Origin of the sequence: Nanchangia anserum (assembly GCF_015240065.1) — a bacterium.
Lineage (GTDB): Bacteria > Actinomycetota > Actinomycetes > Actinomycetales > Actinomycetaceae > Nanchangia > Nanchangia anserum.
Genome location: NZ_CP060506.1, coordinates 1,553,762 through 1,577,669, shown reverse-complemented (window position 1 = coordinate 1,577,669; position 23,908 = coordinate 1,553,762). Strand labels below are relative to the sequence as shown.

The 23,908-nt window shown below is 68.2% G+C and carries 24 protein-coding genes and 4 pseudogenes; 22 read left to right on the top strand and 6 right to left on the bottom strand.

Features of this window, described 5'->3' with window-relative positions; all coding sequences use genetic code 11:
• The first annotated feature begins 130 nt into the window (after positions 1-130).
• From H8R18_RS09635 to lipA, 5 genes are all read left to right on the top strand, one after another.
• Positions 131-262, top strand: a complete 132-nt coding sequence (locus H8R18_RS09635) for a hypothetical protein (RefSeq protein ID WP_263406227.1) — start codon at positions 131-133, stop codon at positions 260-262.
• 11 nt (positions 263-273) lie between these two features.
• Positions 274-888 carry a hypothetical protein gene (locus tag H8R18_RS07420; RefSeq protein WP_191071406.1) on the top strand — a complete coding sequence of 205 codons (615 nt, stop codon included), beginning with the start codon at positions 274-276 and terminating at the stop codon, positions 886-888.
• Between the two features lie 42 nt (positions 889-930).
• Entirely contained in the window at positions 931-1,053 is a 123-nt protein-coding gene (locus H8R18_RS09630; RefSeq protein WP_263406226.1) for a hypothetical protein, read from the top strand.
• Positions 1,054-1,161: 108 nt separating this feature from the next.
• Positions 1,162-1,830 (top strand): lipoyl(octanoyl) transferase LipB, encoded by a 669-nt coding sequence (lipB, locus tag H8R18_RS07415; protein ID WP_191071405.1) that lies wholly within the window; start codon positions 1,162-1,164, stop codon positions 1,828-1,830.
• Positions 1,830-2,888, top strand: coding sequence for a lipoyl synthase (gene lipA / locus H8R18_RS07410; RefSeq protein ID WP_191071404.1), 1,059 nt, complete (start codon positions 1,830-1,832; stop codon positions 2,886-2,888). The genes lipB and lipA overlap by 1 nt, the downstream gene beginning before the upstream one ends.
• Here lipA and H8R18_RS07405 read toward each other — a convergent pair.
• Entirely contained in the window at positions 2,851-4,224 is a 1,374-nt protein-coding gene (locus tag H8R18_RS07405; protein WP_191071403.1) for a TrkH family potassium uptake protein, read from the bottom strand. The genes lipA and H8R18_RS07405 overlap by 38 nt on opposite strands.
• 228 nt (positions 4,225-4,452) lie before the next feature.
• Here H8R18_RS07405 and H8R18_RS07400 point away from each other — a divergent pair, with 228 nt between their 5' ends.
• The 3 genes from H8R18_RS07400 to H8R18_RS07390 all read left to right on the top strand — a co-directional run bounded on the left by H8R18_RS07400 (position 4,453) and on the right by H8R18_RS07390 (position 6,145).
• Positions 4,453-4,677, top strand: coding sequence for a helix-turn-helix domain-containing protein (locus H8R18_RS07400; RefSeq protein ID WP_191071402.1), 225 nt, complete (start codon positions 4,453-4,455; stop codon positions 4,675-4,677).
• Between the two features lie 63 nt (positions 4,678-4,740).
• Positions 4,741-4,839 (top strand): 30S ribosomal protein bS22, encoded by a 99-nt coding sequence (locus tag H8R18_RS07395; RefSeq protein WP_005504750.1) that lies wholly within the window; start codon positions 4,741-4,743, stop codon positions 4,837-4,839.
• Between the two features lie 61 nt (positions 4,840-4,900).
• Positions 4,901-6,145, top strand: coding sequence for an isochorismate synthase (locus H8R18_RS07390; protein ID WP_191071401.1), 1,245 nt, complete (start codon positions 4,901-4,903; stop codon positions 6,143-6,145).
• 6 nt (positions 6,146-6,151) lie between these two features.
• Here H8R18_RS07390 and H8R18_RS07385 read toward each other — a convergent pair whose 3' ends face one another.
• From H8R18_RS07385 to H8R18_RS07370, 4 genes are all read right to left on the bottom strand, one after another.
• Positions 6,152-7,618, bottom strand: a complete 1,467-nt coding sequence (locus tag H8R18_RS07385) for a S1C family serine protease (protein ID WP_191071400.1) — start codon at positions 7,616-7,618, stop codon at positions 6,152-6,154.
• Positions 7,619-7,732: 114 nt separating this feature from the next.
• Positions 7,733-9,394, bottom strand: a complete 1,662-nt coding sequence (gene menD, locus H8R18_RS07380) for a 2-succinyl-5-enolpyruvyl-6-hydroxy-3-cyclohexene-1-carboxylic-acid synthase (protein ID WP_191071399.1) — start codon at positions 9,392-9,394, stop codon at positions 7,733-7,735.
• Positions 9,391-10,431: an o-succinylbenzoate synthase gene (locus H8R18_RS07375; RefSeq protein ID WP_227712791.1), complete on the bottom strand. Its 1,041-nt coding sequence runs from the start codon at positions 10,429-10,431 to the stop codon at positions 9,391-9,393. The genes menD and H8R18_RS07375 overlap by 4 nt, the downstream gene beginning before the upstream one ends.
• Before the next feature lie 38 nt (positions 10,432-10,469).
• The gene (locus H8R18_RS07370; protein ID WP_191071398.1) at positions 10,470-10,976 is read right to left on the bottom strand and encodes a hypothetical protein; all 507 of its coding nucleotides are present in this window, start codon (positions 10,974-10,976) and stop codon (positions 10,470-10,472) included.
• An 89-nt stretch (positions 10,977-11,065) separates the two neighbouring features.
• Between H8R18_RS07370 and H8R18_RS07365 the strand changes: the two are divergent.
• The 5 genes and pseudogenes from H8R18_RS07365 (at position 11,066) to H8R18_RS07345 (ending at position 14,955) form a co-directional block, all read left to right on the top strand.
• Positions 11,066-12,065: pseudogene (locus tag H8R18_RS07365) on the top strand (1,4-dihydroxy-2-naphthoyl-CoA synthase).
• A gap of 20 nt (positions 12,066-12,085) precedes the next feature.
• Complete coding sequence (locus tag H8R18_RS07360) at positions 12,086-12,739, top strand: AMP-binding protein (RefSeq protein WP_194189221.1); 654 nt, start codon at positions 12,086-12,088, stop codon at positions 12,737-12,739.
• A gap of 11 nt (positions 12,740-12,750) precedes the next feature.
• A complete protein-coding gene (locus H8R18_RS07355; protein ID WP_194189220.1) occupies positions 12,751-13,515 on the top strand; it encodes an AMP-binding enzyme in 765 nt (254 codons plus the stop codon).
• Positions 13,516-13,550: 35 nt separating this feature from the next.
• Positions 13,551-14,426 carry a 1,4-dihydroxy-2-naphthoate polyprenyltransferase gene (locus tag H8R18_RS07350; RefSeq protein ID WP_191071395.1) on the top strand — a complete coding sequence of 292 codons (876 nt, stop codon included), beginning with the start codon at positions 13,551-13,553 and terminating at the stop codon, positions 14,424-14,426.
• Between the two features lie 43 nt (positions 14,427-14,469).
• Entirely contained in the window at positions 14,470-14,955 is a 486-nt protein-coding gene (locus H8R18_RS07345) for a PLD nuclease N-terminal domain-containing protein (RefSeq protein ID WP_191071394.1), read from the top strand.
• A gap of 6 nt (positions 14,956-14,961) precedes the next feature.
• On the opposite strand, the gene H8R18_RS07340 is transcribed toward H8R18_RS07345, so the two are convergent.
• A complete protein-coding gene (locus H8R18_RS07340) occupies positions 14,962-15,732 on the bottom strand; it encodes an HAD family hydrolase (RefSeq protein ID WP_194189219.1) in 771 nt (256 codons plus the stop codon).
• 83 nt (positions 15,733-15,815) lie between these two features.
• Here H8R18_RS07340 and H8R18_RS07335 point away from each other — a divergent pair, with 83 nt between their 5' ends.
• The 9 genes and pseudogenes from H8R18_RS07335 (at position 15,816) to nuoF (ending at position 23,893) form a co-directional block, all read left to right on the top strand.
• Positions 15,816-16,499, top strand: coding sequence for a histidine phosphatase family protein (locus tag H8R18_RS07335; protein WP_191071980.1), 684 nt, complete (start codon positions 15,816-15,818; stop codon positions 16,497-16,499).
• Complete coding sequence (locus H8R18_RS07330) at positions 16,496-17,227, top strand: demethylmenaquinone methyltransferase (protein WP_191071392.1); 732 nt, start codon at positions 16,496-16,498, stop codon at positions 17,225-17,227. Before H8R18_RS07335 ends, H8R18_RS07330 begins: the two co-directional genes overlap by 4 nt.
• A 189-nt stretch (positions 17,228-17,416) precedes the next feature.
• Positions 17,417-18,703 (top strand): geranylgeranyl reductase family protein, encoded by a 1,287-nt coding sequence (locus H8R18_RS07325; RefSeq protein ID WP_191071391.1) that lies wholly within the window; start codon positions 17,417-17,419, stop codon positions 18,701-18,703.
• Between the two features lie 98 nt (positions 18,704-18,801).
• Entirely contained in the window at positions 18,802-19,167 is a 366-nt protein-coding gene (ndhC, locus tag H8R18_RS07320; protein WP_191071390.1) for an NADH-quinone oxidoreductase subunit A, read from the top strand.
• Positions 19,140-19,738 (top strand): annotated as a pseudogene (locus H8R18_RS07315) (NADH-quinone oxidoreductase subunit B). The gene ndhC and the pseudogene H8R18_RS07315 overlap by 28 nt, the downstream one beginning before the upstream one ends.
• Positions 19,735-20,469, top strand: coding sequence for an NADH-quinone oxidoreductase subunit C (locus H8R18_RS07310; protein WP_191071388.1), 735 nt, complete (start codon positions 19,735-19,737; stop codon positions 20,467-20,469). Before H8R18_RS07315 ends, H8R18_RS07310 begins: the two are co-directional and overlap by 4 nt.
• Positions 20,466-21,828, top strand: a pseudogene (locus H8R18_RS07305) (NADH-quinone oxidoreductase subunit D). Before H8R18_RS07310 ends, H8R18_RS07305 begins: the two are co-directional and overlap by 4 nt.
• The gene (nuoE, locus tag H8R18_RS07300) at positions 21,828-22,610 is read left to right on the top strand and encodes an NADH-quinone oxidoreductase subunit NuoE (RefSeq protein ID WP_191071386.1); all 783 of its coding nucleotides are present in this window, start codon (positions 21,828-21,830) and stop codon (positions 22,608-22,610) included. The pseudogene H8R18_RS07305 and the gene nuoE overlap by 1 nt, the downstream one beginning before the upstream one ends.
• A 26-nt stretch (positions 22,611-22,636) precedes the next feature.
• Positions 22,637-23,893: pseudogene (gene nuoF, locus H8R18_RS07295) on the top strand (NADH-quinone oxidoreductase subunit NuoF).
• Positions 23,894-23,908 lie beyond the last annotated feature (15 nt).

The following is a 23,908-nucleotide window of genomic DNA, read 5'->3' as shown; positions in this document are numbered from 1 at the left end:
GAAACCTCTCATGATGTGGGTTTTCTGGCATATCCACCCGGTAGGTAGGGCTTGAATCTCACAGTGTTATGACGTACCTGTGAAGGGGCGAGGGCCTCATGGCTCCGATCACAAGCGAAAGGACACAACGATGTTTGCTGGCGCTCCACTTGATCCCTTCCACGATCCCCACCCGGTTCTGCATTGGCTGCAGGAAGTCGTTCCCTCACTGCTCGAGGCCATCAAGGCCATGCTCGGTTTCGCGACCGGAATCATCGGTTAGGCGGTGCGACGATGATGCTGAGACGCCTATGCGCGACCGGCGCGGTCGCGGTGTGCGCCCTGGCCGGCATGAGTCAGGTCGGCGCGGCCAACGCGCAGGCCGCGTGGTGGGACGACTGGGATCCGACATACGTCATCGAGTCCCCCGTCAATCCGCAGACCGCGCAGGGCCGATTCGATTCCGTGCTCGTCACGGATGCGGCCGACGGCGACCACGAAATCCCCGTCCTCATTCACGTCAATCGCGGCAAGGGGCCCTACTACGCCAGGGTCCAGGCCGAGGCCTCCGGCTACACCCCCGGTGCGAAGTACACGGTGCGGATCACCGCTCGCAGCGCGGGCAGCGGAGACAACTGGGGTGTCTACACGTGGCAGCGCTACACGGCCACGCAAGACGGCAAGCTCCACATCGACCTGCGCCTCTACATCCCGTCGAAGCGCGCGCACGTGGGCGAGCAGATCGTCGCTGCGCCGGCCGTCTACAAGGCCGAGGACATCCGCCAAGACGGCCGACCCGAAAAAGTCGATAAGAAGTGCGTCCTCAAATGCGAACGCGTGGCCCCGGTGACCCGCTTCGAGGACTACACCTCGCCCGACGCGATGATCACGTTCGGCCCGGCCGAATAACCCTCTCACGAATCCACTCACGACCACGAAAGCGAGATCACGATGCCTGACGGACAGATGCCCTTCCCGGGATACTTCGACCAGGACGCCCTGCAATTTGCCGTTGAGATCGTCAAGAGAATCCTCGGCGAGATCGGCTGGCTGTGGGGCCACATCGGCATGTAGGTGCCCCACATCCGAGCGCGTCCGACGCGGCGTCTGTGAGTCATTGCGGCAGGCAGTGACCAGGCGCCGCGTCGGGCGCGTCTGGGGCCTCGGTCCTATACTTGGGGCGTGCGAGTCGTCAACCTGTTAGGGCGCCTGACCCCTTACCTCGAAGCCGACCACATGCAGCGCAGCCTGCACGAGGAGGTGGCCGCCGGCGGCGAGGACACCCTTATGTTTTTCGAGGCCGAACCCACCTATACGGCCGGGCGGGCGACGAAAGAGCGCGACATCGTTGACGCGACGCTACCGGTCGTGCGCACCGATCGCGGCGGCTCGGTGACATGGCACGGACCCGGGCAGCTCGTGTGTTATCCGATCGTCAAACTCGCTAACCCGAACGACGTCATCTCCTACATCCGCACGGTCGAAGCCGGCCTGCTCGAGGCCATCCGCACGACATGGGGTCTGGACGTGACGACGGTAGAGGGCCGGGCGGGAATCTGGCTAAAAACGCCGGGGCGTCGCGACCGCAAGATCTGCGCTATCGGCCTGAAGGTCGCGCGCGGTGCCACCATGCACGGCCTCGCCCTCAACGTTGACCCCGACATGAGCCGGGCCTTCAGTGGCATCATCCCGTGCGGCCTCGACGACGCCGACGTCGCCACCTTGGCCGGTGAAGGACTCCGCGCGAGCCTCGACGACGCCAAGCGGGCCGTTGAGGCGCACCTGTCGCGTGCGCTCGCCCCGCTGCTTGACCGCCCCCTGACCGACGTCACCGAAGAAACGAGGGCCTGATGTCCACCGTCCCCCAGCCCGAAGGCCGTCGCCAGCTGCGTATCGAGGTCGCCAATGCTGCGACCCCCATCGAGAAGAAACCGAAGTGGATCCGCACCCAGGCGGTCGCCGGCGACAACTACCACGACATGCGCTCACGCTCGATCACCAATGGCCTGCACACGGTGTGCGCCGAGGCCGGGTGCCCGAACATCTACGAGTGCTGGCAAGACCGCGAAGCGACCTTCCTCATCGGTGGGGCCTTCTGCACGCGCCGCTGCGACTTCTGCGACATCGCCCACGGTCGCCCCGACGGCTACGACCGCGGCGAGCCCGCCCGCATCGGTGCCCAGGTTGCCCAACTCGGCCTCAACTACGTGACGATCACCGGCGTCGCGCGCGACGACCTGCCCGACGGGGCGTCGTGGCTGTATGCGGAAACGTGCCGCCAGATCAAGATGCAGAACCCCGGCACGGGCGTCGAGCTGCTCGTCGACGATTTTCGCGGCGATCCAGACGCCATCGCCGCCGTGTGTGAGTCCGGTCCCGAGGTGTTCGCCCACAACCTCGAAACCGTGCCCCGCCTGCTCAAACGGATCCGCCCTGCCTTCCGCTACGAACGCACCCTCGGCGTCATCGAGCAGGCCCACGAGGCCGGGCTCATCACCAAGTCCAATCTCATGCTGGGATTCGGCGAGACGACGGCCGAGCTCGAGGAGGTCATGTGCGACCTCGTCGACGCCGGCTGCGACCTGCTGACGATCACCCAATATCTGCGGCCCTCGCCCCAGCACCATCCCGTCGAGCGCTGGGTCAAGCCCCAGGAGTTCGTCGAGCTGGCGAAGATGGCCGAACGCATCGGATTCCACGGCGTCATGGCGGGCCCGCTCGTGCGCTCGTCCTACCGGGCCGGGCGACTGTGGGCGAAGGCCATGACGGCTCTGGGGCGCCCCCTTCCCGAGGCCCTGGCTCACCTCAACCACGAGGGGCCGGCACTACAGGAGGCCTCGGCCATTCTCGCCCGCGGCGGCGAGGCCGCGCCTATCCGATCGTCGGGCGCTCTTCCGGCATGCGGATGAGGCGGCGGCGGTCGCGCAACGCCAGCGCGGCAGCCAGCGTCATCGTCCCCGTGCGCCCGGCGAACATGAGGGCGACGAGCCAGTACTTGCCGATGAGCGGCAGGTCGGCGGTGATGCCGACGCTCAAGCCCGTCGTCGCGAACGCCGAGATGACCTCGAAGGAGATGACATCGAGCGTATAGGGCGTCACCAGCAGCAGGAAGAACACCGAGAACGCGACGATGAGCGTTCCCAGTCCCACGACGCCCACCGCCAGACGCAACGTCGAGGGCGGGACGCGGCGCCCGAACGCCTCGATGTCTTGGTCACCGCGGGCCTCGGCGATGATCGCCAGCGTCATGACGGCGACCGTCGTCACCTTGATCCCGCCGGCCGTGGACGCCGAGCCGCCACCGATGAACATGAGGATGTCGAGGAGGAACCACGACCCGCGCGTCATCTGCGACACGTCGATCGTCGTCAGGCCCGACGAGCGCGAATTGACGCCGAAGAGCAGCGCCGTCTGAATCTTCTCGTGCAGCGCGAGGGGGCCAAAGGTGTCGGGATTATTCCATTCCGACGCGGCGATGATGAGCGCGGCGGCGAGGAAAATGGCGACGTACGTCGTCAGCGTCAGCTTCGAGTGCAGCGTCAAGTCGCGCGGGCGACGCCAGTGGTGACGCAGATCGAGCATGACGGGGAAGCCCAAGGCCCCCGCGAACGTTCCGGCGATGACCGGCGTGATCAGCCACCAGTCGCCGACGTGGGCCTCCAACCCCTCGGGCAGCGCGACAAACCCGACGTTGTTGAAGATCGACAGGGCGGTAAAGAACGCGTGCCACACGGCGGTGGCGACGTGTTCGTGAAGCGTGAGAAACCGCGGCAGCAACACGGCGAAGATGAGGATCTCGCAGCTGAGCGAGGTGACGATGACGGCCCGGATGAGCGAGCCGACCGCGCCCAGGCGATCCTCCGACTTGGTCTCCATCGCCGCGAGCATCCGCTGGGTCAGCCCGATGTGGCGCGAGACAGCGAGGGCGAGGATCGAGGCCATCGTCATGACGCCGAGGCCACCGATCTTCATGCCGAATGCCAAAATGAGCTGACCGAAAAACGACCAGTCATTCGCGATCGACGTCGTCGTCAATCCGGTGACGCACACAGCCGAGGTCGCCTGAAACAGGGAATCGATGAACGGGGCCCGCTTGCCCGTCGCCGTTGCCGCGGGCAGCTGTAGCAGCAGCGTCTCGACGGCAATGATGAGGGCGAAGACGCCCAGCGCCAGGCGTGCCGGGGACGAGCGGGCCACGCGATTGACGTAATCGCGCACGAATCCCAGCCGTTTTGTGGACGCCATTCGCCCTCCTTTCGCTCACCTATCGTAGGCAGCGAATCGCCTGCTGCCGCCCGCGGATCCGTTCGCCAACTTGGTCACATGCACGCGGAAGGTCGCCATGTGTGCCGGCGTGGTGGCCGCTTGAAGCGGCGTCCATAGGCTACAGTGGGAACCAACACCCAGACGCTGTTCCGCCGCTCATTGTCTGTCAATGCGCGGGGCCGGGACGCCTACCGAGGACGGAAGACGATGCCACAACCCTCAGGCCCGCGCTTTGTGACCGTTGCCGAGGTCGCTGAACTTATGCGCGTGTCCAAAATGACGGTCTACCGGATGATTCATTCCGGCGAGATCCCGGCGGTGCGTGTGGGCAAATCGTTTCGTGTTCCCCAGTCTGCTGTGCAGCAGCTGATCGATGCCGGCCTCGGGGACTGGTCGGCCACGCAGGCAGGCGGCGAAGTAGCCAATCAGTAGACGCGGGGTTTAGACTGACTCCTCGGTTAGACGTCCATACGATCCCGGAACAAAGGAGGCCCCATGGGTTCGGTGATCAAGAAGCGCCGCAAGCGCATGTCGAAGAAGAAGCACCGCAAGCTCCTGCGCAAGACGCGCCACCAGCGCCGCAACAAGAAGTAGCTCGGTGCGACAACGGACCCGCCAGTCGGGTCCGTTTCGTCTATTCACCCTAGACTGGCCGGTGAGTGATCAAGCCAGCCTGCCTCGACTGCGCGTGCATGTTCGCCCAGCCACCCCGTGTGATCCCATTGATCTGGTCGCCGCGCACACGTGCGCCCCGGTGAACGCGTGGATAAGCGAGGGCGACGTCGTCATCGGTTGGGGGCAGGCCTGGCGAATCGAGGTTGCCGGCGCGGACCAGTGCCGACGCGCCTCGGGAATGTGGCAGGCCATTGCCGCGCGCGCTCGCGTGAGTGGGGAGGCCGGCGTTGCGGCCCCGCTGTGTTTTGGTTCCTTCGGATTTTTCCCCGATACCCCGGGGGCGCTCATCGTCCCGCGCACGCTCTATTGCCTGTTCGATCAGCGGGCGTGGGTGATCGAACAGAGCGTCGAGGGCAGTGACGCGGCATGTCCGCCGTTGCCCGATGAGCGAGGCGCGGTTGAGGGGCCGGGCTCCACCCGCGTGCGCGACGGAGCGCATTCGCGCACGGATTACCTGGCCATCCTCACCGACCTGATCGCTCGCTTGCGCGCGGGTGAAGCCCGCAAAGTCGTGCTTGCGCGCGACGTCGTCGTCGAGGCTGAGGCCCCGGTGCGTCCCGGTTGGGTGGCGGCTCGGCTCGCGCGGGCCTATCCGACGTGCTGGACGTACGCTGTCGACGGCCTGGTGGGTGCCACACCCGAGATGCTCGCCGAGGTCCGCGATGCCCACCTGTACACCCGCGTGTTGGCTGGGACCGCGGGTGCCGACGACGCCGAGGCCCTAGCCGCCTCGGCCAAAGACCGTCGCGAACACGCCCTCGCCGTCGACTCGGTGCGCCGGGCCCTCACGCCGCTGTGCGAGCACCTCGACATTCCCGAGGAACCCGAGATCCTGACGCTGCCCAACGTCACGCACCTGTCATCGACCGTGCGCGCAATCGCGCGAGTGACCTCGCTCCAGGCAGCCGGCGCCCTCCACCCAACCGCGGCCGTGTGCGGGACTCCCACCGCGGAGGCCGCCGAGATCATCGCCCAGATCGAGGAGATGGACCGCGGCCGCTACGCCGGCCCCGTCGGGTGGATGGATTCGCGCGGCAACGGCCAATGGGGGATCGCCCTGCGGTGCGGGATCGTGTCCGAGAACGGGCTGAGCGTGCGCGTCCTGGCCGGCGGTGGGATCATGCCCGATTCCGAACCCGAGCGCGAGTTTGCCGAGACGCAGGCAAAAATGCTGCCCGTCCTCGCCGCCTTGGGATGTGGCGAGAACGGGCAGCAGACTGGCTAGTGCCGGCTAGGACTTCTGATCGTCGGCCGTGCCGAGCGTGACCTCGGTGGTGTGCGACTTACCGTCGCGCACGTACGTCAGCTTGACCTTGTCACCGGGAACGTACCAACGCACGAAGCCCGTGAGCGCGGTGCCCGAGGTGACCGTGTGGTCGTCCAGGGCGGTGACGAGGTCGCCCTTCTTCAGGCCCGCCTTGTCGGCGGCACCGCCACCGACGACGTCGGCGACGCTCGCGCCCGACAGCGTCCGCCCGTCGACCTGGGCCGAATCGGTGCGAATCATGACGCCCAGGTAGGCGTGCTGGGCGTGGCCGGTGGAGAGGATCTGATCGGCGACGGATTTCGCCAGATTGACGGGGATCGCGAAGCCAATCCCGATCGAGCCGGACGACTCCGAGCTCGACTGCGACAGGGAGGCAATCGACGACGTGATGCCGATGACCGAGCCGTCGGCGGCAAACAGTGGCCCGCCGGAATTGCCGGGGTTAATGGCCGCGTCCACCTGGATCGCGTTGGTGACGACCTGCTCACCGGTCGACTGCTGCTGGGCACCGGGAATGCCGAGGGGGCCGTCCTGACCACCCTGGTTCGTCGACTCCTGAGTGACCGTGACTGGGCGGTCGAGCGCCGAAATGATGCCCGTCGTCATCGTGTTCTCCAGGCCCAGGGGCGCACCGATTGCCGCCACCGGCTGCCCGACCGACAGCTTCGACGATGAGCCCAGGGTCACCATCTGCAAATCCGAGGGGGGATTCTCGATCGCGAGGACGGCGAGGTCGGTTGTGGAGTCCACGCCGACGACACTGGCCCGATACAGCGAGCCGTCCGAGAGTTGCAGGGTGATCTGCCCGCGCCCGGACACGGCCGAGGCGATGACGTGGTAGTTCGTGAGCACGTGGCCCTTGGTGTCAAAGATGACGCCCGAACCGGTGTCGCCCGAGTTCCCGGCCTGGACCTGGATGGCGACGACGGCCTGCTGAACCGTCGAGGCGACTTCCTCCCAGTTCGTGTGCTCCGCACTTGCCTGGCGCACCGGGGCCTGGGTGGCGACCTCGGCGCCCGAACGTGACAGCGGCGTGGTCGATCCCGACCCCCACAGCAGGAAGGACGCTCCCAGGGTCGCCAGTGCCGTGAGGATGGCGACGGCGATCGTGCCCGACCAGCCGGGGCCGCGCCGACGCGGCGCGCGCGTCGGCGCGTGTCCGGAGGGAGGCTGCGTCGGCGGCTCCATTGCTGGCGGGGTGAGAGGCTCGGCCGGCGGCTGCGCGGGTGCCTCCGACGGGGTCTGTGGGAAGGACTCGGTCACCGGCTGTACGGCTGGCTCTGCCGATGGCTCTGCGAGCGGCTCCTCAAGGGAGTGCGCTGCCGGCATCGTCTCGGTTGGGTACCCCTGCGGGTCAGAAGTGGCGGGGGGCGAATAGTCGGGCTGGTTCGGGGCGAACCGATCGCCAGAACGGGGGTCAACCTCGGACATGGACTCTCCTAGAGGGATGTGATGTTCACTCGTGCTCGCTAGCTAACCAGGCGGCGCTGATGTGGCTCTGGGCAGTTTCTGGATACTTTCTGGACGGGGAGTCGGTGGGCGGTGCTACTCCAACGTCACCTCGACGAGACTGCGGCCGCGAACCGGACTCGCCGCGACGTAGTCGACCTCGTCGGGGCCGGTAGCTGCCACGTAGTCCCAGCCCAAGCCCCTGGCCAACGCCGGAAATGCTGCCAGCTGGGGGGTCGCAAAGAAGCGGTGGAAGTGAGTCGAGGCGGCATCGCGGCCGTATTCGAGGCTGCGGAAGATCTGGCCGCCGGCGTCATTGACGACGATGACCTGAACGTTGTCGTCGCTGTCCTCCAGTACCCCCGTGGCGAGTCCGCCCAGGTCGTGCATGGCCGTGACGTCGCCGAGGAGGACGCGGACGGGTTCGCCCGTGGCGGCGGCAACGCCACGGGCAAACGACACGGTCCCATCGATCCCGGCCAGACCACGGTTGGCGAGGACCGGCGGGCACGAGGTGCCCACGCGCCCCGCACGGTCGATCGCCCGGATGGACAGCGAGGCTCCGATGACGAGGATCGGCGGGCGCGGCCCGTCCTCGACGTGACGCTCCCAGACGCGGGCGAGGACACGCTCGCGCGCATCGGCGGGAGCGTAGCCGGCGTCGACGCTCTGCCAACGGTTCCCCCACGCGGCGACGTCGGGACGGGGACGGGCAGGGGCCGCGGGAACCCGGTCGCCGACGATGGCGACGGCACCGGCCAGGGCGGTGTGCGTGCCCGCCCGGGTGATCGCGACGATGTGGCGCGTGGTGTCGCTCAGCAGCGCGGTGACCGGGCGAGACAGGGTCGGGTGCCCGACAACGAGGACCTGGCGGGCCTGCGCCACCTCATCCGGGCGGTCGGCGAGAAGCTGCTGGTAATGGGTGACGGCCGGGGCCCGGCGCACCCCGGAACCCGGCTCGGCGAGCAGGGGCCACCCGAGCGCCGCGGCCAATTCGGGAACGGTCTCACCTCCACGGCACAGGTGGGCCTGATTGCCGGCGACGATGATCCCCGGCTGGGCGGGATCGAGGCCGAGATCGGCCAGGGTGGGGGAGGCCACCGGGTCGGAAACGGGAATAAAAGTGGCGGTATGCTCGGGCGACGCCAGGGTTTCCGTGGCCTCGGCAGGTCTCGCCGCCGCAACGCTCGCGGGATCCCACTTGGCGGCCGCCGCATCATAGAGGGGCGGTGCGAGCTGAACGTTGAGGAGCACCGGCCCCGGCGGCAACTCGCCGCCGCGCGCCACCTCGACGGCCCGCGTCGCGGCGTGGCTGCCGGTGCCGCGCGTGACATCCCACGTCCCGCGAACGGTGCCGGCCAGGACCGCGAGATGGTTCGTCGTCTGATTCGCCCCGGTCCCGCGCATCTCGGCCGGGCGATCCGCCGCGACAACGACGAGGGGGACACACGCGTGCGTGGCCTCGAGAACCGCCGGATGCGCGTTCGCCACAGCCGTTCCCGACGTCATAACGAGCGCAACCGGGCTGGCGCTGCGGCGCGTCAGCTCACCGGCGCGCGAGATACCGAGGGCGAAAAAGGCGGCCGAGCGCTCATCGATGCGCACGTGGATGCGCACGAGCCCCGCCTCTTCGGCATCGGCGAGGGCGTAGGCAAAGGGCGCATCGCGCGAACCGGGACAATAGACGACATCGCGAACGCCGCCGGCGACGAGGGCCGAGACGACACCGCGAGCGCGGGTAAGGGCCGCGGCGGTCATCGGGCCGACTCCATCCACGCGGCCACCTCGTCCAGACGCCGGAGCCACCGGGAAACCAGCTCGGGAGTGACGGGGGCCGCATCGGCGACGTCCGGGGCAACGCGGCGCACGTCAATGGCGCCCTCACGAACGGTGAGCGGCGTCGACGAGACATCACCGGTCAACAGACTCAGCGTGCCCAGCCCGCACGGATGGGGCAGTTCGGGCAGCACCGCCGCCAGGTGCGCCCCCATGGCCAACCCCACCGACGAATCGACCGCCGAGGACACGACGACCGGCACGCCGGCCTCCTCGGCCACGGCGAGTGCCGCGCGCACCCCCCCGAGCGGCTGAACCTTCGTGACGATGAGATCGCACGCGCCGGCGCGGACGACCGCCAGGGGGTCGCCCGCACGCCGCACCGACTCATCCGCCGCGACGGCGACGTTCACGGCCCGGCGCACCCGCGCCATCTCCTCGACCTCAGCGCACGGCTGCTCGACGTATTCGAGGCCCCCGGCGGCGGCATCCAGCTCGCGGATCGCCCGAGCGGCCTCATCGACCTCCCACGCCCCGTTCGCATCCACGCGCACGACACCGCCCCCACCGGCCGCCAGCGCCTCGGCGACGGCCGCCACGCGGGCACAATCCTCGCGCAACTCCACCCCGGGATCGGCCACCTTCACCTTGACCGCGCGCACCCCCGGATGCGCGGCGACGATCCCGACGGCCGCCGCCGGATCACACACGGGAACCGTCGCGTTCACCGGCACGCGATCGCGCGCAACCGGCGGAAACGGCACCGTCGCCGCCTCGAGGCCGGCCGCAAACCACCGCGCCGACTCGGCCGGACCGTAATCCCAAAACGGCGAAATCTCACCCCATCCAGCCTCGCCGCGGATGAGCACACCCGAGCGACGATCGATACGACGAAACCGCCGCCGCAACGCGATGTCGTAGACGGCCACCTCATCGCACGCCCCCAGGGCGCGCTGAAGGTCGGGATAGGACGCCAGCTCACTAAGACGCAGCGAACTCACACACACAGGGACAACCACGCACCCAGGCTAGACGATCACCTGTGCGGCCACCTCGCTCAGCGAGGCCGGCGCTTCTTCGCCGAGTTCGCGCTGCCTTTCGCCTGGGCCTTGCGCTCGCGGCGGGCCTCACGCACCCGCTTGCGTTCGGCCGATTCGGCCTGCCGCTGCGCCGAGGACCAATCCGAGCGAGGCCTCGTCTGCGAGGTCGGCAGGCGCCCGGCGTCTCGAGCCTTCGCAACCTCGCGCGCCCACGCCGGAATGATCTTCTTCGGGTAGGGAACGCGCAGCAGCGACACGACGAGGGCGAGGAAACCCGCCGCCGCCAACACGACGCACACGGTCAGCGCGACCGATTGGGCAAGACCGGGCATGAGGACGGCGAACTGCAACAGGCCCATCCCGAGGAACACGAGGGCGAGGCCGGGAACGAAGATAAATGCCATTCGCTCGTCCATCGCGCCGCGGTTGGCAATGATCCGCCGGGTGCGGTCGCTGTCGCGGCGCAGGTAGGCCGCGTAGGCGAGGTTGACGATGCCCAGGGCAAGCGCGATCCACGAGAACATGTCCCCAGCCTACGCACGATCGCGGCCGCGACGCGTGCCTTGTGGATGCGCGGGCGATAGCGTTGAAGCGCCCGGCTGCCGCCGGGTCCATGCGCACCCGTACAGGAGGACACGTGAGCAGCTGTGCCGTCTCGGATACCTTCGATCCGGCCAGGTGGCGCGAGGTCGAGGGTTTCGGCCTCACCGACGTCACCTATCACCGCGCCATCTCGCGCGGCGAGGACCTCGACGGTCGACCCGCCGGCGCCGACCTGCCGTGGGTGCGCATCGCCATCGACCGCCAGGGGTTGCGCAACGCCTTTCGACCCCTCACGGTCGACGAGCTCTACCGCTGCCTCGACCACGCCCGCATGAGCGGCGACGTCGGCGCCGTCATCCTCACGGGTAACAACCCCGATCCGAATCTCGGCTACGGCTTCTGTTCGGGCGGCGACCAGCGCATTCGGGGCCGTGACGGCTACCGTTATGAGGCCCGCGACACCGCCGAGGGTGACGACGCCGCGACCCGCCGCGAGGCCATCGACCCGCGCACGTGCCGGCCGACTGCATATCCTCGAGGTTCAGCGCCTCATCCGCTCGATGCCGAAGGTCGTCATCGCCGCCGTGTCGGGATGGGCTGCCGGCGGTGGGCACTCCCTCAACGTCGTGTGCGACCTGTCCGTGGCCTCGCGCGAGCACGCCCAATTCATGCAGACCGACGCCAATGTCGGCTCGTTCGACGCCGGGTATGGCTCGGCGCTGCTGGCCCGGCAGGTGGGCGACAAACGCGCCCGCGAGATCTTTTTTCTGGCTCGTCGCTACGACGCCGACCAGGCCGCCGACTGGGGCGTCGTCAATGAGGCCGTGCCCCACCCGGAACTGGAAGATCGCGCGATCGAGTGGGCACAGATCGTCACCGCCAAGTCGCCCACCGCTATTCGCATGTTGAAGTTCGGCTTCAACCTGGCCGACGACGGACTGGTGGGGCAGCAGATCTTCGCCGGCGAAGCCACGCGGCTGGCCTACGGCACGGACGAGGCCGCCGAGGGCCGCGAAGCCTTCGTCGAGCATCGCCGCCCCGACTTCACGGCATTTCCCTACGCCTTCTAAGCACCCGGAGGAGACACGCCATGTGGGATGGTAGCGACAGCGCGCGGATCTTGCCCGGCGGAACCCGCCCCGACGACGTGGCGACTCTGCTCGACGCCATCCACGCCGAGTTCACCCCCGCCGCCGGCATGCCGCGCCCTGGACGCGTCATCGTGCCGGTCGCCCCGGACAGCGACATTGACGAGGTTCGCCAGGCGCTGGCACGCCGCGTCACCGGTCCCGTTTCTCCGGCCGTCTCCGTCATCCTCCAAACCTCCGGGTCGACGACGGGACGCGGCCACCTCGTCGGGCTATCGCGGCTGTCGCTGACGGCTGGGGCACTCGCGACCGAGGCCGCGCTGCGGGGTCCCGGGCGGTGGATTCTCGCGCTGCCAGCCCACCACGTCGCGGGTTTCCAGATCCTCGTGCGCGCGGTCACCGCCGGCATCGCCCCGATCGTCGTCGACACGACGGCGGGTTTTTCGGTGGAAGCGCTGGCACGCGCCGCGCGGCGGGCCCGGCGGGGGAGCGAGCCCGCGTACACGTCCATCGTTCCCACCCAGCTGAGTCGGATTCTCCAGGCATCGCCCGAGGCCATCGCCGATCTCGCCGCCCTCGACGCCATCCTCGTTGGCGGGCAAGCCTGCGACGCCGATCTGCTGGCGCGGGACGACGCGCCGGCCTGCGCCTGGTGACGACGTACGGGATGACCGAAACGGGCGGAGGCTGCGTCTACGACGGCGTTCCCCTGCGCGGCACCAAGGTCGCGACGGTGAACACGCGCATCTGGATATCTGGGACGACCCTCATGGAGGGCTATCTCGACGATCCCGACGCGGCGGCGCTCGTCGCTTCGGGTGGCAGGCGCTGGCTGCGCACCACCGATTGCGGCCGCATGGTGGGAGCAAAACTCGAGGTAACCGGACGCGCGGACGCTGTCATCAACACCGGCGGCGTCAAGGTCAATCCCGGCCTCGTCGAGGATTGCCTGCGCACCCTGCCGGCAGTCGAGGACGTGTGTGTCGTCGCCCTGCCGCATTCGGAATGGGGCCAGGTGGTCACCGCCGTTTTCGTGCCCTCTGCCGATGCCGAGCCCGCCGAGATCGCGGCGATGCGCCGCCGCAGCGGGCGCGCCTGCACCGACGAGGCGGCGTCGTCGCCCGAACTCAAAGACGCGATGGCGGCCATGAGCGCGGCGATTCGCGGCACCGCCACCGAGGCGGGCACGGCCGCAGGAGAAGACCCGACGGCATCGGGTGAGGACGAGGCGATGAGCGAGGAGGAGCGCGATCGCGACATCGCCGTGCGCATGCGTGCTCACGTCGCCGCCGAACTCGGGCGCGCCCAGGCTCCCCGGATCGTCTGCATGGTCGATGCTCTGCCTCTCATGGGGATCGGCAAAGTCGACCGTCGCCGCGTTCAGGCGCTTGCTCAGGCCGAGGTGCGGGCTAACCGCGCGTGGGTCCGGTAGCGAGGCTCGCCGAACCGCCGCGTACAGTGGGAGCCGTGACTCATCGCGCCCACCTGGCCGACTGGATTGAAGCGGCCCGTCCCAAGACCCTGCCGGCATCGGCGGCCCCCGTCATGTTGGGCGCCGGCTACGCATGGGCGATTACCGGGCACCCGCACATTGTCGCGAGTTTGCTCGCCCTCCTTGTGGCCCTGGCGTTACAGGTGGGTGTCAACTACGCCAACGACTATTCCGATGGTATTCGCGGGACTGACGACGTCGGTGCGCGCGTGGGTCCCCAACGGCTGACGGGCCCGGGGCTGGCGAGTCCGCGTGCGGTCCTCACCGCGGCCATGGTGAGCTTCCTTGTCGCCGCGGTGGCGGGCTTCGTCCTCATTGCGCTTTCGGGCACGTGGTACTTCCTGGTCGCTGGGGTGTGCGCGCTGCTGGCCGCCTGGTTCTACACCGGCGGGCGCCACCCGTACGGCTACATCGGCGGGATCGCCGAGGTCCTCGTGTTCGTCTTTTTCGGACTCGTCGCCACGCTCGCGACGACGTGGACGCAGGTGCGCATCCTGCCGGGTGCGGAGTGGGCCGCCGCCGCCGGCATCGGCTTGTTGTCGTGTGCCCTGCTCATGGTCAACAACATTCGTGACATCGCAGGCGACACGCGCGCGGGAAAGACGACGCTGGCCGTTCGCGTTGGCGAGGTGCCCGCCCGGTGGATGTGCGTCGGCTACGTCGTTGTCGCCGCCGTCTTGGCCTATCCGACCTCGCTCGCCGTCGCGATCCTCACCGCCGGCATCGGCCTCGTCATCACCCGCGGAATTGTCACCGGCGCGACGGGGCCTGCCCTCATCGTCACGTTGCGCCGGATCGGATTCCTCACGTTGTTTTACGGCGCGGGCCTCGCCGTCGCCGCCGTCGTCTAGGCGTGCGGATGTCGAGTCCCCACGGTGTCGATACACTGGCTTCATGGCCAGAGTTTTCCCGGTGATCCTCGCCATCGCCCTCGCGATCTACGCGATCGCCGACTGCGCGCGCACCCCCTCAGACCAACTTCCTGGCCGCCTGCCGAAGCCGCTGTGGCTCATCCTCATCATCATGGTCGTCTACCTCGGACCGATCGCGTGGATCATCGCCTCGCGCGTGAGTCAGGCCGAGGCGCGCGGCGGCGCGGTGTCGACGGGGATGTGGTCGGCCGAGGAGGGCCTGCCCTTGACGCTCACCCGCCCCGACGGGCGCGGGTCTGGCCGCGACACCCCGAAAGCACCCGACGACGACCCAGATTTCCTCTTTTCGCTACAGACCCAGATTTATCGCGAACGCAAGGAACGTGAAGAGCGCGAGGCACGCGAGCGCGACGCCGCTCACGCCCGCGATGACGACGCCGAGGAGACGCACGAAAGCACGACGGAACGCGACCACCCGGGCGACGAGGGCGGCCCCGCTCGTGAATAGCCAGGCCTAGCGGCGCAGGTGTCGAAGGATCGCCGTGGCCGCCCACAGTCCGCCGGCGAGGTAGGCCGAGCGCCTGGCCTTCGGCGTGTGGACGAGACGCAGCGTTCCACGAAAATCGGCAATCGGCCAATCGTTGGCCCGCGCGTGGGCGCGCAACGCCGAATCGGGATTGACGGCGCAGGGGTGGCCGACGGCCGATAGCAGCGGCAGATCGGATTTGGAATCGGAATAGGCCCACGAGCGCGACAGATCCAGCCCCCGCTGGCGCGCCAGCGCGCACGCCGCGTCGGCCTTCACCTGACCGTGCATGACCGGGGTCGACAGCTCCGCGCGATAGTAGCCGTCCTCGCGCGCCAACTGGGTGCCCAGGGATCCCGTCGCCCCGAGGTGGGCTGCCAGCAGATCGGTCACCTCTTGGGGCGATGTCGACAGCAGCCACACCTCGTGCCCGAGCGCCTGGTGCTGTTTGAGGATGTGCGTCGTGCCGGCGAACAATCGCTCGTCGTAGAGGTCGCGGGCAAAATCGACCCCGATCGCCATGACCTCGGCAACCGAGTGGCCCGCCATGGCCTGGATCGCTCGCTCGACGACTCGGCGAATGCGGCGGGGATCCTCGCCGCGAACGAGATAGAGGACGCTCTCGCGGAACGCGAATGCGAGATCGGCCGGGGTGAAAAAGCCGCGCCGGTACAGCTCGCGGGCAAGGTGATAGGACGAGGCGCCGCGCACGAGCGTCTGATCGATGTCGAAGAAGGCCGCAAACCGGCCGGGTGGCACTGCCCATCGGCTCCACCCTAGCCGACCTGGCCGAGGCGGCGAGAAGAGGCACGGGCGCGGGTGGCGCCGCTAGGGTGGAGGGCATGACACCGACGACGACCATCCACGTCATGCGCCATGGCGAAGTCGATAACCCCGAGGGGATTCTCTACGGTCGCCTGCCCGGGTACGGGTTGACCGAGCTGGGTCACGCGATGGCCGCCGAAGTCGCGCGAACGCTGAGCGTGCAAAAGCGCGACATCACGCACGTCGTGGCCTCGCCCCTGCTGCGGGCCCAGCAGACGGCCCGGCCCACAGCCGAGGCCTACGGACTCGACGTCGCCGAAGACCCCCGCCTCATCGAGGCCGCGAACGACTTCGAAGGCGAGCCCGTCAATGACGGGTGGACGTCGTTCCTCGCTCCGCGCCTGTGGTCGCGCTACCGCAATCCGCTGCGGCCGTCGTGGGGCGAGCCCTATGCCGACCAGGCCGACCGCATGGTTCGCGCCGTCAAGGCAGCCGTGCGCGTCGCCGCCGGACACGAGGCTCTGGTCGTCTCTCACCAGCTGCCGATCTGGTGTCTGCGCAGCTTCGTCGAGGGCCGCCCCTATGCGCACCTACCCTCTCAGCGCGAGTGCTCGCTCGCCTCGTTGACGAGCCTGACTTTCAGCGGGACGACGCTCGTGGGATTGAGCTACTGGGAGCCGGCCGGCGAGCTGCTGTCTCAAGCCGCCGATATGGTGCCGGGCACCTCCGATGCCACCCTGGCGCGAGGGGAGGCCCGATGACGTCCTCGCGGCTTCAGCGCGGTCTGCGCGCCAACATGGATAAGCGCGGCGTCGATGTCGCGGCGATGTTCGACCAGGTGGCTGCCCGCTATGACCTCACCAACGATGTCTTGACGTTTGGACTCGACCGCGTGTGGCGCGCCGCTACCCGCGCGGCCGTCGCCGCGAAGCCCGGCGAGCGGGTGCTCGACGTGGCGGCGGGGACGGGCACGTCGTCGGTGGAATACGCCAAGGGCGGCGCGCGGGTGACGGCCTCGGACTTCTCCTCGGGCATGGTTGCCGAGGCGAAGCGGCGCCACCCCGACCTCGAGGTCATTGAGGCCGACGCCCAGAACCTCCCCTTTGCCGACGAGACGTTCGACGTCGTGACGATCAGCTACGGGATTCGCAATGTCGAGGATTGTGAGCGGGCGCTGCGGGAGATGGCCCGCGTGACGAAGCCCGGGGGGCGCCTCGTCATCGCCGAGTTCTCCACGCCGACGTGGGCGCCCTTTGCCGCGCTCTACCGGCTGTTTCTCACCCGGGTTCTGCCGCGGCTGGCCAGCCTGACGTCGTCGAATAACTCCTCCTACACCTATCTCGTCGAGTCGATCAGCAAGTGGCCCGCCCAGCGCGACTTCGCTCGCACGATCGAGTCCGCCGGCTGGCGTGGCGTGCGCTGGCGCAACCTCACCGGCGGGATCGTCGCCCTTCATTGGGCCGAACGTCCCGAATCGCCTGCGAATTAGAGAAGCGAAATGTAGCGTATTGCCTACGGGTTCCCGCGGGTGTCGTGGTCGCGAAACCGCTTATGACCTGCGAAAACGGGGCCTCTCGAGAGGTTGGCCGAGGTGCGCATTAGCGTGATGGGCGCATGTGTGCGAACAGGCCGGTGCGTGCGGAACATCCGGGCAGCCGGTCGAGGAAGGTAGTAGAGCGTGACGGTTGGTAGCGAGATCGGCGACCCCCAGGTCGTCGTCGTCGGCGCAGGCCCCGGCGGCGCCGCCACCGCCTATCACCTGGCTACGGCCGGCATCGACGTCGTCGTGTTCGACAAGGCGACGTTCCCGCGCGACAAGGTCTGCGGTGATGGCCTCACCCCCGCGGCGGTCGCCGAAATCCTCGCCATGGGCATCGATCCGAACGCCGAGGAGGGCTGGCAGAAGAACCGCGGCCTGACCGTTATCGGCGGCGGCCACCGCATCCAGCTGCCGTGGCCCGAGAGTTCGACCCTTCCCGGGTACGGGATGGCCCGGGCCCGCATGGACCTCGATCACCGCCTCCTCACCCAGGCCAAGCGCGCCGGCGCGCGCGTATTCGAGGGCATGACCGTCACCGAGCCGCTGCGTGGACGAGACGGTGCCGTCGTCGGCGTCCGCGTCGTGCCCACCGGCGAGCGCGACCGTGATCCCATCGACGTGAAAGCCCGCTACGTCGTTGACGCCGGGGGAGCCTCGGCGCGCCTGGCCACCGCCGTCGGCCTGGCGAAGAATCCCGCACGCCCCATGGCGGTTGCCGCCCGCGCCTACTTCACCTCCCCGCGCGGGGACGAAGAGTGGATGGAATCCCACCTCGAGCTGTGGGACGGCCCGCGTGGGGAATCGAACCTGCTGCCCGGCTACGGCTGGATCTTTCCGCTGGGCGAGGGCACGGTCAACGTCGGTCTCGGCTCGGTCTCGTCGAGCGCGCGGGCGACGAAGCTGCCCTATCGCCAGATCTTCACTCGCTGGGTCGCCACCCTCCCCGAGGAATGGCAGCTCACGCCCGTCCACCAGCGCGGCGACCTGCGCTCGGCACCGCTGCCGATGTGCCACAACCGGACGCCCCACTACCGCGCCGGCCTGCTGTTGGTCGGCGATGCCGGCGGCATGATTTCGCCCTTTAACGGCGAGGGGATCGCCCCGGCGATGCAGGCCGGCCGCCTGGGTGCCCAGACGATCGTCCAGGCGTTGGGGCGCACGTCTCGCGCCGGCGCCGAGGCCGCGATGAGCGCCTATCCGCGGGCAATACGTGACGCTAACGGTGGGTATTACTCGCTGGGACGCCTGTTCGTGCGCCTCATCGAGAATCCCGAGATCATGCGGATCTGCACGACGTACGGGCTCCCGCGTCCCACGTTGATGCGATTTGTGCACAAACTACTCTCAGATGGTTTTGAGCGCCGCGGCGGCGACGGCTTCGACCGGATCCTCCAGGCACTGACCGCGATGGCACCGAAGGTGTGAGCGATGAGTGACGTGCGCGCGACGACCGCCCCAGACGGTCCCAACGTTTCGGGCAGGCAGCTGGGGCTGCCGGCCACCGAGGAAGAAGTGAGGGCACTATGAGTGCAAGCGTGGCATTGCTCATCATGGGCGCCGTGGCATTGGTCGTCGCCGTGGGCGGTCTGGCGGCCTCTGCTGTCTTGAGCCCGAACAAGTTCTCGCGCACCAAGGTCGCTACCTACGAGTGCGGGATCGACCCGATGGCATTCCAGGCCAGCCAGGGACGATTCCCCATCAAGTACTACCTGGTGGCCATGAGCTTCATCGTCTTCGACGTTGAGGTCGTCTTCCTCTACCCGTGGGCAGTCTCGATCGCCGAGTTCGGCGCCGTTGCCCAGATCGCCCTGTTCGGGATGCTGACGTTCGTCGAGCTGCTTGCCGTGCCCTTCCTGTACGAATGGGCCCGCGGCGGCTTCGACTACTAAGGGGGTACACCGTGTCGTTTGACAACTCTCTGCCCGCGGGCGTGGGACTGACGAGCATCGAGAAGGTCCTCGGCCTGGCTCGCAAGTCCTCGATCTGGCCCGTGACGATGGGTCTGGCCTGCTGCGCTATCGAGATGATGGCCTCGGGCACGCCGCGTTTCGACCTCGCTCGCTACGGCATGGAGGTCTTCCGCGCATCGCCGCGTCACGCCGACCTCATGATCGTCTCGGGCCGCGTGTCGTGGAAGATGGCGCCGATCATCCGCAACGTCTACGACTCGATGCCCGAACCGAAGTGGGTCATCTCGATGGGGGCATGCGCCTCGAGCGGCGGCATGTTCAACAACTACGCGGTCGTCCAGGGCTGCGATCACGTCGTTCCCGTCGACGTCTATCTCCCGGGATGCCCCCCCGCCCCGAGGCGCTGATCAACGCGATCCTCGTGCTGCGCGAGCAGATTGGCTCCGAGACGCCGCTGGGCAAGAAGCGGCGCACCGAGATCGCCCGGATGGCCGAAGAGGCCGCCCTTAAGGCGACCCCGACGCACGAGATGAAGGGACTGCTGGCATGAGCGACACCGCTGATACGCGCCCCGAGGACTCCCAGGTGGTGCCCGCCCACGTCGACGCTGCCGCACAGGGCGCACCGCTGGGCCGGCGCCTCGGTCTGTTCGGCGTCGCCGACGACGGCGACACGACGGGATTCGGGGGACTGGTTCGCGACGTGGCCATGCCGGGCGCGTCGGCGCGCCCTTACGGCCGCTGGTTCGACCAGGTCGTCGACATCTTGTCCGAGCTCATCGCGTCCACGGGTGCGAGTGCCGACGCCGTCATCGAGAAGGTCGTCGTCGATCACGACGAGCTGACGGTCTTCATCGAGCGCTCCTCGATCGTCCAGGTGTGCCAGTGGCTGCGTGACGACCAGGATCTGCGCTTCGAGCTGTGCCTCGGCGTCGACGGCGTCCACTACCCCCACGACCACGGTCGCGAGCTGCACGCGACCTACACGCTGATGTCGCTCACCCACAACCGGGTCATGCGTCTGGAGGTCACGTGCCCCGACGAGGACCCGACGATCCCGTCGGTCGTCAGCGTCTACCCGGGCAACGACTGGTGGGAGCGCGAGACGTGGGACCTCATGGGCATCGTCTTCACGGGCCACCCCGCGCTGACCCGCACGGCCCTGCCCGATGACTGGGTCGGTCACCCCCAACGCAAGGATTACCCGCTCGGCGGCGTTCCCGTTCACTACAAGGGCGCAACTGTTCCGCCGGCCGATTCGCGGAGGTCGTACAGCGCATGAGCCAGGAAAAGGACACCCTGTACCGGGCGGCTGGTCCCGCCCTCGACGAGGTCGGTGGCACCGACATCCCCGAGTACGTCGTCACCGGCGGCGACTGGGATGACATGGCCAGCGAGATCGAGAAGCTCGCGCACGAGCGCATCGTTATCAACCTCGGCCCCGTTCACCCTTCGACCCACGGCGTGCTGCGCCTGATCTGCGAACTCGACGGCGAATACATCCGCGAGGTCCGCGTGGGCACCGGCTACCTGCACACGGGCATCGAGAAGAACATGGAGTACCGCACGTGGACGCAGGGCACGACGTTCTGCACCCGCATGGACTACGTCGCTCCGTTCTTCCAGGAGGTCGGCTACTGCCTGGCCGTCGAGAAGGCGCTGGGAATCACCGATGACGTGCCCGAGCGCGCGACGCTCATCCGCGTGCTCATGATGGAACTCAACCGCGTGGCCTCCCACCTCGTCGCCGTTGGCACCGGCGGCAACGAGCTGGGCGGAACGACGCTCATGACGATCGCCTTCCGCGGTCGCGAGGAGATCCTGCGGATCTTCGAGCGCATCACCCGGGCTGCGCATGAACCACGCCTACATCCGCCCCGGCGGCGTCGCGCAGGACCTACCGGCCGGAACCACGGAATACATCCGCGACCTGCTGCCGCGCGTGCGCCGCGACATCAACGAGTTGCAGGACATCGTCGTTGCCAACCCGCTGTTCAGGGCGCGCTTCGTCGACGTCGCCACGCTGCCGCTGGCGGGCGCGATGGCGCTCGGGTACACGGGACCGGGCGTGCGTGCGGCCGGCTACCCGCTCGACCTGCGCAAGTCGCAGCCGTACTGCGGGTACGAGACCTACGACTTTGACGTCCCGGTCTACGACAAGAACGACGCGTTCAACCGCACGATGGTTCGCTTCGACGAGTGCTACGAGTCGCTGAAGATCATCTACCAGGTCATGGAGCGCCTCGACGCGTGCGAGGGTGCCCCGGTCATGGTGGGCGATAAGAAGATCGCGTGGCCCGCCCAGCTCTCGGTCGGCACCGACGGCCAGGGCAATTCGCTCGAGCACATTCGCGAGATCATGGGCACCTCGATGGAGGCCCTGATTCAGCACTTCAAGATCGTCACCGAGGGCTTCCGGGTCCCGGCGGGCCAGGCTACCCAGCTGGTCGAACACGCCAAGGGCATCCTCGGCGTTCACGTCGTCTCCGACGGCGGGACGCGTCCCTACCGGGCCCACTTCCGTGACCCGTCCTTTACCAACCTGCAGTCTCTGGCGATGATGGCCGAAGGCGGGACGATCTCCGACCTCATCATCGCGTTGGCGACGATCGACCCGGTTCTGGGAGGTGTGGACCGCTAATGAGCTTCTATCCCACTGACGTTGAGCGCCGGCTGCGCGAGGAAGCCGCACAGATCATCGCGCGCTATCCGGCCGGGCACGAGCGCTCCGCGCTGTTGCCCATGCTGCACCTCGTCCAGTCCGAAGACGGTTACGTCTCGGCGGCCGGTGTCGGCCTGTGCGCCGACATCCTGGGCATCACCCGCGCCGAGGTCTCCGCGGTCGCGACGTTCTACACCCAGTACAAGCGCCGCCCGAATGGCACGTACACCGTGGGCGTATGCACGAACGCCATGTGCGCGGTCATGGGTGGCGACGCCATCTTCGAGACGCTCGAGCACGAACTCGGCATCGGGCACGAGGAAACGACCGAGGACGGTAAGATCACGCTCGAGGCGCTCGAGTGCAACGCGGCGTGCGATTACGCGCCCGTCATCATGGTGAACTGGGAGTTCTTCGACAACCAGACGCCGGCCTCCGCGCTCCAGCTCGTCGAGGACATCCGCGCCGATCGTCCCATTCGTCCGACGCGTGGTCCCGACGTGTGCCCGACGTTCAAAGAAGCCAGCCACATTCTCGCCGGCTTCCCCGACGTTGAGTCGGCGAACCAGGGTGTCAGCGCCGGAGAGCCGACGCTGCTCGGGCTGTCGGTGGCTCGCGAGCGCGGCTTCGACGAGACCCTCGTCATGAACCGCGAGGGCGGTGCGGGCACGAACACGGGCGAGGTCGAGGCGGCCGGCACCAAGCCGGTCGGACACGAGCAATCCTCGGCCGAGCGTAAGTCGAAGGAGGCCCAAAAGTGAGCGCCATCGCGAATCCCGTCGGCCTCATGCCGGTGACGTCGGCGATCTATGCCGAGCCGAACTCGTGGCGACTGTCGACCTATCGCGCCCACGGCGGCTACACCGGCCTGGAGAAGGCCCGGAGCATGGACCGCGCCGACATCATCGAGGCCGTCAAGGCGGCTGGCGTGCGCGGACGCGGCGGCGCCGGCTTCCCGACCGGTCTCAAGTGGTCGTTCCTGCCGCCCGACGACGGCGGCCCGCGATACCTGACCGTCAACTGCGACGAGTCCGAGCCGGGAACGTGCAAAGACATCCCCATGGTCATGGCGAATCCCCACATGCTCATCGAGGGTGTGGCGATCACGTCGCTGGCGATCCGATGCACGCACGCCTTCATTTACATTCGCGGCGAGGTCGTCCATGCCTACAAACCGCCTGCTCAGCGCCATTAAGGAAGCCGAAGACGCCGGTCTGCTCGGCGACCTGCGGATCATCGCCCATGCGGGGCGCGGGCGCCTACATCTGTGGCGAGGAAAACGGCGCTGCTCGATTCGCTCGAGGGCCTGCGCGGTCACCCCCGCTTGAAGCCGCCGTTCCCGGCGGCCGAGGGTCTCTACGCCCGTCCGAACGGTCATCAACAACGCCGAGACGACGCCCAGGTGGCGGCGGTGTTCCACAACAGCCCCGAGTGGTACCGAGCATGGGCACCGAGAAGGCCAAGGGCTACGGCCTGTTTAACATCTCGGGTCACGTTCGTCGCCCCGCCCGCGCAATACGAGGCACCGTTCGGCATCACCATGCGCGAGCTGCTCGAGATGTCGGGCGGCATCCGCGCCGGCCACAAGCTGAAGTTCTGGAGCCCTGGCGGCTCCTCGACGGGCCTGTGGACCGAGGAACAGCTCGACGTGCCCTGGCCTACGAAGAGGTTCTCGCCAACGGGTCGATGCTCGGCACGCGTGCCCTACAGGTCTTCGACGACACCGTTTCGGTCGTGCGCGTCGTGCGCAAGTGGACGGACTTCTACCAGCACGAATCGTGCGGCAAGTGCACCCCGTGCCGCGAGGGCACGTTCTGGATGAAGCAGATCATGCGTCGCCTCGAGGCCGGCAAGGGCCGCGAGGGCGACATCGATCTGCTCTACGACGTGGCCGGCCGGCAATATCCTCGGTCGCTCGTTCTGCGCGCTCGGCGATGCCTCGGCGACGCCCGTGCGTTCGGCTATCGAGAAGTTCCGTGACGAATTTGAACTCGGCATGACGACGCCGGCGGCGGAACTGTTCCCCACGCGGCATCCGAGCTGACTGAGGAAGGAGGCG